Annotated in this window: 13 protein-coding genes and 1 pseudogene; 8 read left to right on the top strand and 6 right to left on the bottom strand. The window is 62.2% G+C overall.

Annotated elements, in window-relative coordinates:
- Positions 1-29 precede the first annotated feature (29 nt).
- The 7 genes from A7D21_RS12670 to A7D21_RS12640 all read left to right on the top strand — a co-directional run bounded on the left by A7D21_RS12670 (position 30) and on the right by A7D21_RS12640 (position 7,076).
- Positions 30-653 (top strand): DUF1120 domain-containing protein, encoded by a 624-nt coding sequence (locus A7D21_RS12670; RefSeq protein WP_053254530.1) that lies wholly within the window; start codon positions 30-32, stop codon positions 651-653.
- An 85-nt stretch (positions 654-738) separates the two neighbouring features.
- Positions 739-1,368: a DUF1120 domain-containing protein gene (locus tag A7D21_RS12665; protein WP_053254529.1), complete on the top strand. Its 630-nt coding sequence runs from the start codon at positions 739-741 to the stop codon at positions 1,366-1,368.
- 2 nt (positions 1,369-1,370) lie between these two features.
- On the top strand, positions 1,371-2,108 hold the full coding sequence (locus tag A7D21_RS12660) for a fimbria/pilus chaperone family protein (protein ID WP_078827776.1): 738 nt from the start codon (positions 1,371-1,373) through the stop codon (positions 2,106-2,108).
- Positions 2,109-2,165: 57 nt separating this feature from the next.
- Positions 2,166-4,619 carry a fimbria/pilus outer membrane usher protein gene (locus A7D21_RS12655; RefSeq protein ID WP_081006331.1) on the top strand — a complete coding sequence of 818 codons (2,454 nt, stop codon included), beginning with the start codon at positions 2,166-2,168 and terminating at the stop codon, positions 4,617-4,619.
- 11 nt (positions 4,620-4,630) lie between these two features.
- The gene (locus A7D21_RS12650; RefSeq protein ID WP_053254527.1) at positions 4,631-5,761 is read left to right on the top strand and encodes a DUF1120 domain-containing protein; all 1,131 of its coding nucleotides are present in this window, start codon (positions 4,631-4,633) and stop codon (positions 5,759-5,761) included.
- 9 nt (positions 5,762-5,770) lie between these two features.
- Positions 5,771-6,421: a DUF1120 domain-containing protein gene (locus tag A7D21_RS12645; protein ID WP_053254526.1), complete on the top strand. Its 651-nt coding sequence runs from the start codon at positions 5,771-5,773 to the stop codon at positions 6,419-6,421.
- 28 nt (positions 6,422-6,449) lie between these two features.
- Positions 6,450-7,076 (top strand): DUF1120 domain-containing protein, encoded by a 627-nt coding sequence (locus A7D21_RS12640; RefSeq protein WP_069551839.1) that lies wholly within the window; start codon positions 6,450-6,452, stop codon positions 7,074-7,076.
- A gap of 2 nt (positions 7,077-7,078) precedes the next feature.
- On the opposite strand, the gene A7D21_RS12635 is transcribed toward A7D21_RS12640, so the two are convergent.
- Together A7D21_RS12635 and A7D21_RS12630 are read right to left on the bottom strand one after the other, a co-directional pair.
- Positions 7,079-8,344 carry a CynX/NimT family MFS transporter gene (locus A7D21_RS12635; protein WP_053254524.1) on the bottom strand — a complete coding sequence of 422 codons (1,266 nt, stop codon included), beginning with the start codon at positions 8,342-8,344 and terminating at the stop codon, positions 7,079-7,081.
- Positions 8,334-8,993 (bottom strand): FadR/GntR family transcriptional regulator, encoded by a 660-nt coding sequence (locus tag A7D21_RS12630; RefSeq protein ID WP_069551838.1) that lies wholly within the window; start codon positions 8,991-8,993, stop codon positions 8,334-8,336. The genes A7D21_RS12635 and A7D21_RS12630 overlap by 11 nt, the downstream gene beginning before the upstream one ends.
- A gap of 101 nt (positions 8,994-9,094) precedes the next feature.
- Between A7D21_RS12630 and A7D21_RS36200 the strand changes: the two are divergent.
- Positions 9,095-9,402: pseudogene (locus tag A7D21_RS36200) on the top strand (type II TA system antitoxin MqsA family protein); the annotation flags it as partial.
- A 55-nt stretch (positions 9,403-9,457) separates the two neighbouring features.
- On the opposite strand, the gene A7D21_RS12625 reads toward A7D21_RS36200, so the two are convergent.
- The 4 genes from A7D21_RS12625 to A7D21_RS12610 all read right to left on the bottom strand — a co-directional run bounded on the left by A7D21_RS12625 (position 9,458) and on the right by A7D21_RS12610 (position 13,627).
- The gene (locus tag A7D21_RS12625) at positions 9,458-10,222 is read right to left on the bottom strand and encodes an amino acid ABC transporter ATP-binding protein (protein ID WP_003171943.1); all 765 of its coding nucleotides are present in this window, start codon (positions 10,220-10,222) and stop codon (positions 9,458-9,460) included.
- An 11-nt stretch (positions 10,223-10,233) separates the two neighbouring features.
- Positions 10,234-11,331, bottom strand: coding sequence for an amino acid ABC transporter permease (locus A7D21_RS12620; protein WP_053254522.1), 1,098 nt, complete (start codon positions 11,329-11,331; stop codon positions 10,234-10,236).
- A 10-nt stretch (positions 11,332-11,341) separates the two neighbouring features.
- Positions 11,342-12,523 (bottom strand): amino acid ABC transporter permease, encoded by a 1,182-nt coding sequence (locus A7D21_RS12615; protein ID WP_053254521.1) that lies wholly within the window; start codon positions 12,521-12,523, stop codon positions 11,342-11,344.
- A gap of 72 nt (positions 12,524-12,595) precedes the next feature.
- Positions 12,596-13,627, bottom strand: a complete 1,032-nt coding sequence (locus tag A7D21_RS12610) for an amino acid ABC transporter substrate-binding protein (RefSeq protein ID WP_053254520.1) — start codon at positions 13,625-13,627, stop codon at positions 12,596-12,598.
- Positions 13,628-13,850 lie beyond the last annotated feature (223 nt).

Raw genomic sequence — 13,850 nt, 5'->3', positions numbered from 1 at the left:
TTTCTCTTACTCCACTCAGGAACAACATCATGAACATCGCCTTCAAATCACTTGCCACCACCGCGCTGCTGATTGCCAGTGCCCACACGTTCGCCGCCTCCAGCGTCGACCTGACCGTCAAAGGCCTGATTACCCCAAGCGCCTGTACCCCGGCGCTGTCCGGCGGTGGGACCGTGGACTATGGCAAGATTTCGGCCAAGGATCTGAAAGCCGACCAACAGACCTTTCTACCCACTCAAATAGTGCAATTCTCCGTCACCTGTGACGCTGCCACCCTGATGGCGATGGAGGCCAAGGACAACCGTGAAGGCTCCGACGCCAATAACGACTTCATGGAATTTGGTCTGGGCCTGATCAACGGCACGCAAAAACTTGGCGGCATGAGCTTACGGCTGTTGAGCTCAGTCGCCGATGGGGTGCCAGTCAGGACCGTTGGTTCCTACGACAACGGCGTCACTTGGGATTCCGAGAGCTACCTGATGCGCGGCAACCTCATCGCGCCGGCACCCACCGGTATCGATTTGCCGACCCCAGTCCAACAGTGGGCTGCAGACCTGAGGGTCATGCCTTTTATCGCCAAAACCAGCGGCCTTGACCTTACCAACGAAGCCCCCATCGACGGCTCGGTAACCCTCACCGTGCGCTACTTGTAACGGCAACCGACTCAAGCAACGGCAGGCCTTCGCGCCTGCCCTTGTCACGTCCACACACGATGAACAAGGCAGCCGGTCTCTCCCCATGAAGCACACCTTTTCACGCTTGCTTGGCCTGCTTTACCTGCTCGGCACCAGCGCGCTGGTAATGGCGGCGCCCAGCACCGAGTTGAACGTCACCGGCCTGATCACCCCCAATGCCTGTACGCCGACGTTGTCCGCCAATGGCATCGTCGACCACGGCAGGGTGCCAGCACGCAGTCTCAACCAGTACGAATTCACCACGCTGCCCACCCAGGCACTGGACCTGAATGTGAGCTGTAACCAGCCGGTGCTGTTCGTGCTGGTGGGCGTGGACAATCGCGCCGATTCCTCTGTGGGCCCGGGATTTTATTACGGGCTGGGCCACAACATGCATGTCCCCAGCGAACGGCTGGGCAGTGTTTCCCTGGCCCTTCGTGACGCGACGGGGGACGGCGAACGCGTACTGGTGCTGGCGTCCAGCAACCAGGGTGAAACCTGGTTCCCAGAATCCAATGCCTTCCCGAACAACTACATGGGCTTTGCCCGGCCAGGCACGCTGGTGCCCGAACCCCATCGCCTGCTGAACGCTACGTTGCACGTCAATACGTCCATCAACGCTGCCGCCTATTTGACCCTCGACCAGGAAGTGCCGATGGACGGCTCCATCGTGCTAGACCTGAGGTATTTGTAGCCATGACTGCCCTGCCCTTTTTCACCCGCGCGTTCATCCTTGCTCGCCTCACAGGTCTGTACCTCGGTGCGCTGACCTTGGCGGGCGGTGGCCCTGGCGTCGCACTGGCCGACGGCATGGTGCCTGACACCTCGGTGGTGATCGTCAACGAAGCCGAGGGTGAAGCCTCGGTCACCGTGACCAACACCGATGACAAGTTGGCCCTGCTGCATGTCACCCTTGAAGACATTCCCGAAGACACCGCGACGCTGCTGTTTGTCACCCCGCCGCTGGCGAGGGTCGAGCCCGGCAAAAGCCAACTCATCCGCTTCATCCTGCAATCACCCGAGCCGCTGACCACCCAACGCCTGAAGCGGGTGATCTTCGAAGGCATGCCCCAGGGCCGCTCGACAGCCCAGGCCGGGCACGCGCAGGTGGGGGTGACGGTGCGCCAGAATCTGCCGGTAATTGTGCACCCCAAAGGCCTGGCCCCCAATCGCACGCCCTGGACCGGGCTGGAGTGGCGCATCACGCGCGACCAATTGAGCGTGCACAACCCGAGCCCTTACGTGGTGCGCCTGTCCCAGGAGCTGCGGCTGCTGCCCGGCAGTGGTTCGGCGTTGCTGCCACGCACCTATGTACTACCGGGGGAAACCCTCACCGTGACGGCCTCCGGCTCCGGCGCCACCCGCGTACAGCTGCAACCGGCCACCGTGTACGGCTTTGCCGTAGCGCCTTACGAAGCACCGATCACCCTATAAAAAAGAGTGGCTTGCCAAGGCCACCCAATACTTGAGTACGACCTTGTGAGCACAGCAATGACTGAACGCGACGGCAACGCCATGCCTGGCGTTTTGCCCCCCCGCGCACGCCGGATCCTGACGAGTATGGCGCTGACCCTGAGCGGCGTACTACCGGCCGAGGCCGTGCTGGCGAATGACCTGATCGCCGGCGCGTTCGACCCCCAGACCCTGTCCCGGCGTGGCATCGACCCAGAGCTCGCCAACCTGCTGTTGCAGGCTCCGCGTTTCGCCGCGGGCCGGCATGCCGTCAACGTGACGGTCAACGGCCAGCGCCGAGGCCGAGTGGACGTGGAATTCGACCACCAGGGCGGCTTGTGTTTCAGCCGTGCCTTACTCGATACCGGCAACCTGATGGTGCCCGATGACGATGGGACGACCACCTGCCATCGTTTTATCGAACGCTACCCGCAAACGGTGATCGAGCAAGACCCGGCCACCCTGAACCTGGCCCTGGTGGTGCCCACCGATGCCCTGCGCCCGGCCCAGCAAGATATCTCCGGCTACCAGACCGGCGGCCAGGCCCTGCTGCTCAACTACGATTTGACCGGCCTGTACAACGAGTTCGGCGACAACAACAGCCGCTTCGGCTCGGCCAACACCGAGGTCGGCTTTAACGCCGGTGACTGGATCGTGCGCAGCCGGCAGGTCAAGACCTGGCAGGACAGCCGGTCGCGCACCACCCACCTGGACGCCTACGCCCAACGCACCTTTGCCGAACAGCAGGCGGTGCTGCAGGCCGGGCAAATCAGCCTCTACAACCCGGTGCTGGCCGGTACGCAGATTACCGGCGCCCAGGTACTGACCGAAACCGCGCTGCAAGACCAGAACCAGGGCGCAACCATCACCGGTATCGCCAACAGCCCGGCCCAGGTCGAGATCCGCCAAAACGGCGCGTTGATTCACTCCACCGTGGTGCCGGCCGGGCCGTTTTCCCTGAGCGATGTACGCCGCTTGAACAGCCGCTCCGATGTGGAAGTCACGGTCAAGGAAACCACGGGCGAAGAACGTCGTTTCAGCGTGCCCGCCGCGATGCTCGGCCTGGGCCTGCCGGCACCCGGCTATTCAGTGGCGGCCGGGCGCGTGCGGCAGATCGGCGACAGCGACGCCCGCGAGCCCTGGGTGGTCAGCGCGGGCTGGAGCGGCCCGCTGCACCCGCAACTCAGCCTCAGCGCCGGCGGGCTGATGGCAGACGCCTATCACTCGGCGGGTGCAAGCCTGGGCTGGTTGCCCTGGCCGGACAGCCAATTGCAGTTTTCCGCACAGGCAGCGCAGGCCAGCCCCAAACAACAGGGGACCGAACGCGGCGTGCAGAGCGACCTGTCCTGGTCTCAGCGCTTGAGCGACAGCTGGGCGGTGAGCAGCGCAGGCTCCTGGCGCTCGCAGGGTTACCGCGACCTCGAAGATTCAACCTATGTCGGCAACAACAAGGACCAACAGCGTTCACGCTACCGCGACCAGCAGAGCCTGACCGCCTCCTGGGCGCATCCGGCGCTGGGTACATTCAGCGCCGGCGTCTCGCGCACGGCCTCATACAACGGTGAAAGCAGCAGCCGGGCATTGGCCTCCTGGGGCACCAGCGTTGGCCGCGTGTCGCTATCGGCCAGTGCCGAATGGCAAGTCGGCGGGCGCCAGCAGAACGACAACAGCATTTACCTGAATATCAGTGTGCCGCTGGGTGAAACCCGCCGTGGGCGTGCCTGGGTGCGTAACACCGGAGGCGAGCACCGCCTCGGCATGGGGGTGAATGAACAACTCAACGATCAATTGAGCTATCGGGTGGGCGTGGAACGCGACAGCCGTGACCGTGAAGTGGAGTCATCCATCGGCGTATCGGCGCTGCCGTGGTACAGCCAGCTGGACTTCAACTACACCCGCAGCAACGACGAACGCGCCAGCTATCAAGGTGGCGCCCGCGGCGGCGTGGTGTTGCATGAGGACGGCCTGACCTTCTCGCCCTACCCGGTGCGCGACACGTTTGCGGTGGTGTCGGTGGGCGAGATGGCCGGGATCAAGGTCACAACCCCAAGCGGCCCGGTGTGGACCGACTGGCAAGGCCAGGCCGTGGCCTCGCAACTCAGCCCCTACAGCCGCAGCCCGGTCGAGGTACAAACGCGTTCGCTGCCGCGCAATGCCGAGATCCACAACGGCCTTGCCGTGCTTGCCGCCGGACGCGGTGCGGTCGACAAGGTGCAATTCGGCGTGGCGCTGACCCGTCGAGCGCTGCTCAACGTGACCACCGATACCGGCCAGCCATTGCCACGCGGTGCAACGGTGAGCAACGCCGAGGGCGAGTTCATCACCTTGGTGCAGGAAGGCAGCCGGGTGTTCCTGCCTGACGCGCTGCAACAGCGCACGTTATGGGTCAAACCCGCCGGGCAACCGCGTTGCCGACTGGACTTTGAGCTGCCGAAAAACGCCGACCCCGAGGTGTATTTCGAAACCGCCTCGGCCCAGTGCCGCCAGCCATGAGGACGTTCACCATGAGCGCTAAACACCTGTTGTACGCCCTGAGCCTGGTGCTGCTGAGCAGTGCTGCCTGGGGCGCCGAAGAATGCCAGCTCAACCTGAGCCAGGCGCAGTTGGACTTCGGCCTGATGAACCGCTCCGTGCCCTTCACCCTCGCACCCGAACGGTTGCTGGGCGAGCGGCGTTTAAGCCTCACGCTGAACTGCCCCCAGCCTACTGATATGAGCGTGTTTTATCGCGGGTTGGGCGCGGGGCCGGAGCGCTTTCGCTTTACCGAGCATGGCAGCTACCGGCTGCGTGTCAGCGACGCAGTGCTGGACGGTCAGGCGGTAGAGCTGGGCTTGATTGCAGGCCAGGGTCAGCCCCCTTCCACGATCAGCACTCAGTTGGCCTGGCAAGCAAGCCACGGGATTGTGCCGATGCGCGCAGGCATCGTTGTGACCGGGCGCAACCTGTCGCTGCAAATCGACGCCACCGCCTGGGCCAACGAGGACGCCGCGCGCGTGCGCGATGCGGTGACCTGGGACACCACCGGGCTGTTCGATGCGCTCGCCGCCGGACGCTCACGGGAGTTACGCCTGCAAGCGCACTTTGCGCCAGCGGCGTGTACACCCACGCTGTCCAACGGCGGCCATGTGGAGCTGGGCAAGCTGTCGGTGGGCGACCTGAATCTTGACCAGGAAACCGCCCTGGCCGCGCGGCCCTTGTCGCTCAGCGTGACCTGTGATGGGCCGACGGCCTTTGCCGTGCGCATGCAGGACAACCGCGAGGGCTCGGCCACCGGCACAGTTAGCGACAGCACTTACGGGCTGGGCCTGGACGCCCGCCAGCAGAAAATCGGCCGCTATCGGTTGCTGTTCGACCCCGCGCACATCACCGCCGACAGCTTCGCGCAAGTGTTCACAACCGACTCCGCCACCGGCGGGCTGCCCTGGAGCAGCGCCAGCACGGCCATCGCTGCCGTCGGCGCCAACCACTACCTGGGGTTCAGCACGGCATCCGGCAATACCAGCGGCCCCAGTGCCATTCAGAACCTCAACGCCACACTGAGCCTGGAAGCGGTCATCGCGCCACTCGGTTCGCTGGATTTGAGCAATGAGGTGCGGCTGGATGGCTCGGGCACCCTCGAAATCCACTACCTCTAGGAGCACACCATGAACGCCCTGCTGTTGCCTGCCCTCACGCTGACCTGGCTGGCCAGCCTGCCCGCCGCCCACGCCGCCTCCACCGTCGAACTGACGGTCGGCGGGCTGATCACGCCCATGGCCTGCACCCCGGTGCTGTCTGGCGGCGGCTTGATCGACTTCGGCAAAATCGCCCAGAAGGACCTCAACCAAGCCACGGGCACGCGCTTACCGCTCAAGTCGCTGACCTTGACCGTCAGTTGCAACGCCCCCGGCCGTTTCGCCCTGCGCATGCGCGATAACCGTGACGGCACTGCCCACGTCAACAGCGAGATCTATTACGGGCTGGGGCTGGATAGCGCAGGCAACAAACTCGGCGTGTATTCGGTGAGCTTTGACCCCAAACAGACGGTGGCCGATGCCTTGCCGGTGACCTATGGCACCGAATCCACCACCGGCGGCCTGGCCTGGCGGACCTCCAACAACAACCCTATCGATATCGGCTCCAGGAGTTTGCTCGGGTTCACCGAGGTACAGGGCAGCACCGCCGGGCCCTCGGCGATTCAGCACCTGACCAGCACCTTGACCCTTGAAGCGGTGATCAACGCCAAGCAGAACCTGGACTTGAGTGTGGAGACGCCGATGGACGGCTCGGCCACGCTTGAAGTGATTTACCTGTAACCCTGCCCCTTGAAAACACGAGTACTCGATGAACACGTTTATCAACATGTCGATCGCCACGGTGATACTGACCGGTGCCAACCTCGCGGTGGCCGCGTCCAGCGTCGACCTGGCCGTCACCGGCCTGATTACCCCCAGTGCCTGCGCGCCCAGCCTGTCCAACGGTGGCCTGTCTGACCTGGGCAAGATTGCCGCCAAGGACCTCAACATTGACCAGCCGACCCAGCTGCCGGTACACAACCTGCAACTGGCGATCAGCTGCGAAGCGCCAACGCTGGTGGCACTGGAGCCCAAGGACAACCGCCTCGGTTCCGCTTACGGTGACAGCCTGGGAACGCGATTCGGCCTGGGGTTGGTCAACGACAAAAAGCTCGGTTATACGAGTCTGAACCTGGCGTCGATCCTGGCCGATGGTGTGCCAATGTTTCCCATCGGTTCGACCGAGGCTTCGACCTGGGCCCCCACGAGCCTGTTGTCGTACGCGTTCCTCACTTCGTTCACCGCCACGCGTGCGCTGCCGACCGTCCCGACACCGATCCAACAACTGAGCGCAGACGTGTTGATCACCCCGACCATCGCCCCGAGTAACACGCTGCCGTTGACTGAAGAAATCCCCATTGATGGCGCTGTGACCCTGACCCTGAAGTACCTGTGACGCTAGACCTTCTCACTGTTGACGCCCACATACAGCGCACGGCCGGCGCCTAACCCGGCGAGGATGGCGCCCACCCCGATCACCGCGAAGATCCAGCCCAGCGCCGTCCAGCCGCCGGTCCAGTCATGCACCAGGCCAACCGCCAACGGCCCGAGGGACGCCAACGTGTAGCCAACGCCCTGGGCCATGCTCGACAGGTTGGCGGCCACATGGGCATCGCGCGAGCGCAGCACGATCAAGGTCAGTGCCAGGCTGAAGGTGCCGCCCTGGCCAAGGCCGAGCAGGATCGCCCAGCCCCACAGGCCATCGAGTGGCGCATACAGGCAACCGAACAGGCCGCCCAGGGTCAGCAGCATCACCACCACGATCGCCAGGCGCTGGTCTTTGCCGCGGGTGGCCAGCCACGGCGCGGCAAGTGAGCTGGCCAGTTGCACGATGACCGAGCCGGACAGCACCAGCCCCGCCTGGGTCGCCGTAAGGCCACGGCCTATCAGTATCGACGGCAACCACCCGAACACGATGTACGCCAGGGATGATTGCAGGCCCATGTACACCGTCACCTGCCAGGCCAGTGGGTCACGCAGTAACCCCTTCACCCGATAAGCCACGTGATGGGCGCCATGCTTGTGCCTGACTTGCGGCAACCAGAACAGCGCCGCCACCAATGCTGGCAAAATCCAGAAGCCCAGGCCGATGTTCCAGCTGTCACCAAAGTAGCGACTCAACGGCACCGTGGCACCCGCCGCCAACGCCGCCCCCAGGCACAGCGCCATGGTGTATACGCCGGTCATAGCGCCCGCCTGTTTGGCGAAGTCGCGCTTGACGATACCCGGCAGCAACACGCCGATGATGCCAATGCTCGCACCGGCAATCAGGCTGCCGGCGAACAGGCCGACTTCACCCAAAGCGCTGCGCAGAATGATCCCGGCAGCCAACGTCAGCAGAATCCCCAACACCACTCGCTCGGCACCGAAGCGCCGCGCCAGGATCGGCGCCATCGGTGCGAACAGGCCCAGGCACAGCACCGGCAAGGTGGTCAGCAAACCGGCTTTGGCGGCGGACAGCCCCAGGCTTTGTGAGACTTCAGCCAGCAACGGCGACAGGCTCGACAACGCCGGGCGCAGGTTCAGCGCTACCAGGATCAGGCCCAGCAACAACAGCCACGGCCGCGCAACAACCGGCGCGGTGTGCTGTACCACATCGTCGTCGGCTTCTGCGTCGATCAGCAGTTCTTCGAGTTCGGTCGGGCGCTTGGCTTCAAGGTTCATTGATCAACTGCCGGCAAAGGGATTTGGCGCGTTCCGGGTCTTGTTGTTCCACGGCATCGAGCAAGGCGATATGCAGGTCGAACACGGCCTGGCGACGCGGTGAGATGTTCAGGGTCTGGCGCAACTGGGCGCCGACCACGGCGGAAAAATACTGGTACAGCTCACTCAATGAAGGGTTGTGGGCGGCATCGACCAAGTGTTTGTGGAACACCAGGTCGGCGCTGATATATGCCTCCAGATCACCGTGGTACAGCTCGGCGCTGGCCTTGAGTGCTGCGCGCAAAACGCGAAGGTCGGCCTCGGTACGCCGCAGCGCCGCCAGCCCAATGGCCTCCACTTCCAGAATCTGCCGAGTCTCCTGCGCCTGTTCCAGGGTGCAGTGGGACAGCGCGCGCATCGCCCCCAACGGGTCGGTCATCGAGCGCAAGTAACTGCCGTCGCCCTGGCGGATGTCGATCAAGCCGGAAAACGCCAATACACGCATGGCTTCGCGCACGGTGTTGCGGCTGATACCCAACTCGGCGGACAACTCGGGCTCGGTGGGCAGGCGCTCGCCGATGGCCCATCGGCCTTCGGTGATGCGCCGGCGCAACTGTTCCAGGGCTTGGTCAACCAGCGAGCGTTTGATCAACGGAGCGATGTCTGTCATGGGATTTACGCTTTCGTCCAATCATAGGATGAATTTTCCTACAGCCTATTCGCAGTTACCTACGAAGGCAACGCACTAGGGCGCTCGGCAGGCAACCTGCTAACGCCGGTGATGAGTTGCTCCACGCCGCTCGACGGAGGGTCGGCGCCGAATTGAAGCGTATACGGCGCCCGCTGCACATGACGCAAAAAGAAACCGTGGCACTGCTGCCCGGTGGCGGGCACAACGCGTTTTCACGCTACGAGCGCGGCGAGATAGCGCCACCCAAGTCGCTGATGGTGCTGATGCGCCTGCTGGATCGCGATCCCATCTACTCGCGGACGCCAAGGCCTTGTCCGAAGGCGCAGACCTGCGCAACGCCTTCACCTGCACCATCAATAACCAAACACAAGAAGCGCTCAAAGCCTCCTGGACAGGCAAAAATAAACCCGGCACCAGGCCGGGTTTATCGTTTCAAACATCGATCAATGCAAAATCTGGCTCAAGAACAACTTGGTCCGATCATTCTGCGGGTTGTCGAAGAAGTCATTCGGCGCCGCCTGTTCGACGATTTCGCCTTTGTCCATGAAGATCACGCGGTTGGCCACGGTGCGGGCGAAGCCCATTTCGTGGGTCACGCACAACATGGTCATGCCGTCTTCGGCAAGGCCGATCATGGTGTCGAGTACCTCTTTCACCATTTCCGGGTCCAGCGCTGAAGTCGGTTCGTCGAACAGCATGATTTTCGGCTTCATGCACAGGGCGCGGGCAATCGCCACACGCTGTTGCTGGCCACCGGACAGTTGCCCCGGAAACTTGTGGGCCTGCTCCGGAATGCGCACACGCTCCAGGTAGTGCATGGCAATTTCTTCGGCCTTGCGCTTGGGCATTTTGCGCACCCACATCGGCGCCAGCGTGCAGTTCTGCAGGATAGTCAGGTGCGGAAACAGGTTGAAGTGCTGGAACACCATGCCAACTTCGCGGCGGATCGCTTCGATCTGCTTGAGGTCGTTGGTCAGTTCCACGCCGTCGACCACGATGCGCCCCTGCTGGTGCTCTTCCAGACGGTTGAGGCAGCGGATGGTGGTGGACTTGCCCGAACCCGACGGGCCGCACAGCACGATACGCTCGCCCTGCTTGACGTTGAGGTTGATGTCTTTCAACACGTGGAACTGGCCGTACCACTTGTTGACGCCCTGCATCTGGATAATGCCTTCAGGGCTCACAGGCTGTTTGATCGCTTCGCTCATAACAACAACTCCTAACGCTTGTGGCCAGTGTCGAGCTTGTGTTCCAAATGAATGGAATAGCGCGACATACCAAAACAGAAAATCCAGAACACCAGGGCGGCAAACACATAGCCTTCAGTGGCCATGCCCAACCATTTAGGGTCGGCGGCGGCTTGCTTGACGCTGTTGAGCAGGTCGAACAGGCCGATGATGATCACAAGGCTGGTGTCTTTGAACAACGCAATGAACGTGTTGACGATGCCCGGAATCACCAGTTTCAGGGCTTGCGGCAGAATCACCAGGCCCATGCTGCGCCAGTAACCCAGGCCCATCGCCGCGGCCGCTTCGTACTGACCTTTGGGTATCGCCTGCAAGCCACCGCGCACCACTTCTGCCACGTAGGCCGACTGGAACAGGATCACGCCGATCAGCGCCCGCAACAACTTGTCGATGCCCATGCCTTCAGGCAGGAACAACGGCAGCATCACCGAAGACATGAACAGCACCGTGATCAACGGTACGCCGCGCCAGAATTCGATGAAGGTCACGCAGACCACACGAATCGCCGGCATGTTCGAACGTCGCCCCAGCGCCAGCATAATGCCCAGCGGCAAGGCGCCGGCGATGCCGACCGTGGCAATCACCAGGGTCAGCATCAGGCCGCCCCATTGGCTGGTCGCCACGTTGGTCAGGCCGAAGATCCCGCCGTGCAACAGGAAGTAGGCAATGATCGGGTACAGCACCAGAAAGCTCAGCCCGTAGACCGCCTTGCGCGCAAAGCGCGAGATGAACAACGGCGCCACGCCAATGATTGCCAGCCACACGGTCAGGTCCACGCGCCAGCGCAGGTCGCCGGGGTAGTAGCCGTACATGAACTGCCCGAAGCGCTGTTGGATAAACACCCAGCAGGCGCCCTCTTTAGTGCAATCGGCGCGCGTGGTGCCGACCCAGTTGGCATCGAGGATGGCCCAATGCAGGATCGGCGGCACCACCAGGTAGATCAGGTAAAACGCCAACAGCGTCAGCAGGGTGTTGAGCCAACTGGAAAACAGGTTGGCGCGCATCCAGGCCATCGGTCCGAAGACTTTGTTCGGCGGCGGCATATCAGGTTTGAAAGTATGCGAACTCATGTGCGTTTCCTCACCGCTCGATCAGCGCAATGCGCTTGTTGTACCAGTTCATCAGCAAGGAAATGCTGATGCTGATCGCCAGGTACACGCTCATGGTGATGGCAATAACTTCGATGGCCTGGCCGGTCTGGTTGAGCACCGTGCCGGCAAACAGCGAAACCATTTCCGGGTAACCGATACCGGCAGCCAGTGACGAGTTCTTCGCCAGGTTCAGGTATTGGCTGGTCAGCGGCGGAATGATCACCCGCAGGGCTTGCGGGATGATGACCTTGCGCAGCGTCGGCCCGGGGCGCAGGCCCAGGGAGCGCGCGGCTTCGGTCTGGCCGTGGCTGACGGACTTGATGCCCGAACGCACGATCTCGGCAATAAACGCGGCCGTGTAGACGGTAAGCGCCAGGGTCAACGCGAGCAGTTCGGGGATCAATACCCAGCCGCCAACGAAGTTGAAGCCCTGCAACTTGGGCATTTCCCAGTGCAATGGCGCGCCGAAGATCAAGGCACACAACGCCGGGATCACGATGAACAGCGCCAGGCCCGCCCAGAATTTATGGAAGGGTACGCCGGTCGCTTCAAAGCGCTTGTTGGCCCAGCGGGCCATCAGCACGATTGCCACGATTGCCACGACAACACTGACCACAAACGGCCAGAACCCATCGGCGGCAATCGCCGCCGGCATGTTCAGGCCACGGCTGCTGACAAAGAAGGTGTCGCCGAAGTTATGGCTGTTGCGCGGCCCCGGCATGGTCAGGAACACCGCGAAGTACCAGAACAGGATCTGCAGCAGCGGCGGGATGTTGCGGAACACTTCCACATACACAGTGGCCAGCTTGTTGATCATCCAGTTCGGCGACAGGCGCGCCACGCCGATGATGAAACCGAGCAGCGTCGCCAGGACCACACCAATCACGGTCACCAGCAAGGTGTTGAGCAAGCCGATGACAAAGACGCGGGCATAGCTGTCCGATTCGGTGTAATCGATCAAATGCTGCGCGATGCCGAAGCCGGCACTGCGCTCAAGAAAGTCGAAACCCGAGGTAATGCCCCGGTGTTGAAGGTTGGTCTGGGTATTGTTGAAGAGGTACCAGCCCAGCGAGACCACCGCCACAATCGTGATGATCTGGAAGAGCCACGCACGCACTTTGGGATCGCTGAAGCTGAGCTTCTGCTTTGGTGCGCCGATTTGATTTTGCATGAAGTGCCCCGGAAAGAATGGAACAGAACATCACCCGGCAGTTGGCCCACCGGGTGACAGAACCATCAGCTATCAGCGCACAGGGGGTGCGTATTGAATGCCGCCGTTGTTCCACAGCGCGTTCAGGCCACGGTCGATTTCCAGCGGGGTGCTCTTGCCCAGGTTGCGCTCGAACACTTCACCGTAGTTACCGACTTGCTTGACGATCTGTACGACCCAGTCTTTCTTCACTTTCAGGTCTTTGCCATATTCGCCGTCAGCACCGAGCAGACGAGCAACGTCCGGGTTCTTGGTGGACTTGGCTTCAGCTTCAACGTTTTTGGAGGTGATACCGGCTTCTTCAGCGTTGAGCATGGCGTAGCCCACCCAGCGCACGATGGCCAGCCACTCGTCATCGCCGTTACGCACGACCGGGCCCAGCGGTTCCTTGGAAATGGTTTCCGGCAGAACCACGTAGTCCTTCGGCGAGGCCAACTTGCTGCGCTGGGCGAACAGTTGGGACTTGTCGGAGGTCAGCACGTCGCAACGACCGGATTCCAGCGACTTGGCGCTTTCATCGGAGGTGTCGAAGGTGATCGGGGTGTACTTGAGGTTGTTGCCACGGAAGTAGTCGGAAACGTTCAGCTCGGTGGTGGTACCGGCCTGGATGCAGATGGTTGCACCGTCGAGTTCCTTGGCACTTTTGACGCCCAGCTTGTTGTTAACCAGGAAGCCGATGCCGTCGTAATAAGTGATGAAGCCCGGGAATTTCAGACCCATGCCCGCATCGCGGGAGCTGGTCATGGTGGTGTTACGCGACAGGATGTCGACTTCGCCGGACTGAAGCGCGGTGAAACGCTCCTTGGCGTTCAACTGGCTGAATTTGACCTTGGTTGCGTCACCGAAAACAGCGGCGGCCACAGCACGGCAAACGTCAGCATCGATCCCGAGGATCTTGCCGCTGGCATCCGGTACCGAGAAACCCGGCAGGCCGTCACTCACGCCACATTGCACAAAGCCTTTCTTCTGCACGGCGTCCAGGGTGGCGCCGGCTTGGGCGAAACCACTGACACCCAGTACAGCGGCCGCGGTTACGATGGCCAGGGTGGATTTCAATACCTTCATTCAAACCTCCAGTTGCTCTTGTTGTGTCGGAGCTCCAACCTCAGCGCACCCTTATGAGGCGATATCGACCCGTGTTGGCTTTTTTTGGGGTCAAGCGGCATGAAGTTGTCGCGGTAATTCCAGTTGCTATCCCACAAGCGGCAGTCACTGATAGTGTTACCGTCCTGGGATAGTCCTGACATCGACCTACACATAGCAAGGCGCGTACCAGAGTGAGAGCAGA

Origin of the sequence: Pseudomonas sp. AP19, from assembly GCF_001728855.1 — a bacterium.
GTDB lineage: Bacteria > Pseudomonadota > Gammaproteobacteria > Pseudomonadales > Pseudomonadaceae > Aquipseudomonas > Aquipseudomonas fluorescens.
This window is presented reverse-complemented; position numbering and strand designations above follow the sequence as displayed.

Bases quoted from the DNA above. Each gene is read 5' to 3' on its own strand.
- A7D21_RS12670 (WP_053254530.1), top strand. From the start codon at position 30: ATGAACATCGCCTTCAAATCACTTGCCACCACCGCGCTGCTGATTGCC.
- A7D21_RS12665 (WP_053254529.1), top strand. From the start codon at position 739: ATGAAGCACACCTTTTCACGCTTGCTTGGCCTGCTTTACCTGCTCGGC.
- A7D21_RS12660 (WP_078827776.1), top strand. From the start codon at position 1,371: ATGACTGCCCTGCCCTTTTTCACCCGCGCGTTCATCCTTGCTCGCCTC.
- A7D21_RS12655 (WP_081006331.1), top strand. From the start codon at position 2,166: ATGACTGAACGCGACGGCAACGCCATGCCTGGCGTTTTGCCCCCCCGC.
- A7D21_RS12650 (WP_053254527.1), top strand. From the start codon at position 4,631: ATGAGCGCTAAACACCTGTTGTACGCCCTGAGCCTGGTGCTGCTGAGC.
- A7D21_RS12645 (WP_053254526.1), top strand. From the start codon at position 5,771: ATGAACGCCCTGCTGTTGCCTGCCCTCACGCTGACCTGGCTGGCCAGC.
- A7D21_RS12640 (WP_069551839.1), top strand. From the start codon at position 6,450: ATGAACACGTTTATCAACATGTCGATCGCCACGGTGATACTGACCGGT.
- A7D21_RS12635 (WP_053254524.1), bottom strand. From the start codon at position 8,344: ATGAACCTTGAAGCCAAGCGCCCGACCGAACTCGAAGAACTGCTGATC.
- A7D21_RS12630 (WP_069551838.1), bottom strand. From the start codon at position 8,993: ATGACAGACATCGCTCCGTTGATCAAACGCTCGCTGGTTGACCAAGCC.
- A7D21_RS12625 (WP_003171943.1), bottom strand. From the start codon at position 10,222: ATGAGCGAAGCGATCAAACAGCCTGTGAGCCCTGAAGGCATTATCCAG.
- A7D21_RS12620 (WP_053254522.1), bottom strand. From the start codon at position 11,331: ATGAGTTCGCATACTTTCAAACCTGATATGCCGCCGCCGAACAAAGTC.
- A7D21_RS12615 (WP_053254521.1), bottom strand. From the start codon at position 12,523: ATGCAAAATCAAATCGGCGCACCAAAGCAGAAGCTCAGCTTCAGCGAT.
- A7D21_RS12610 (WP_053254520.1), bottom strand. From the start codon at position 13,627: ATGAAGGTATTGAAATCCACCCTGGCCATCGTAACCGCGGCCGCTGTA.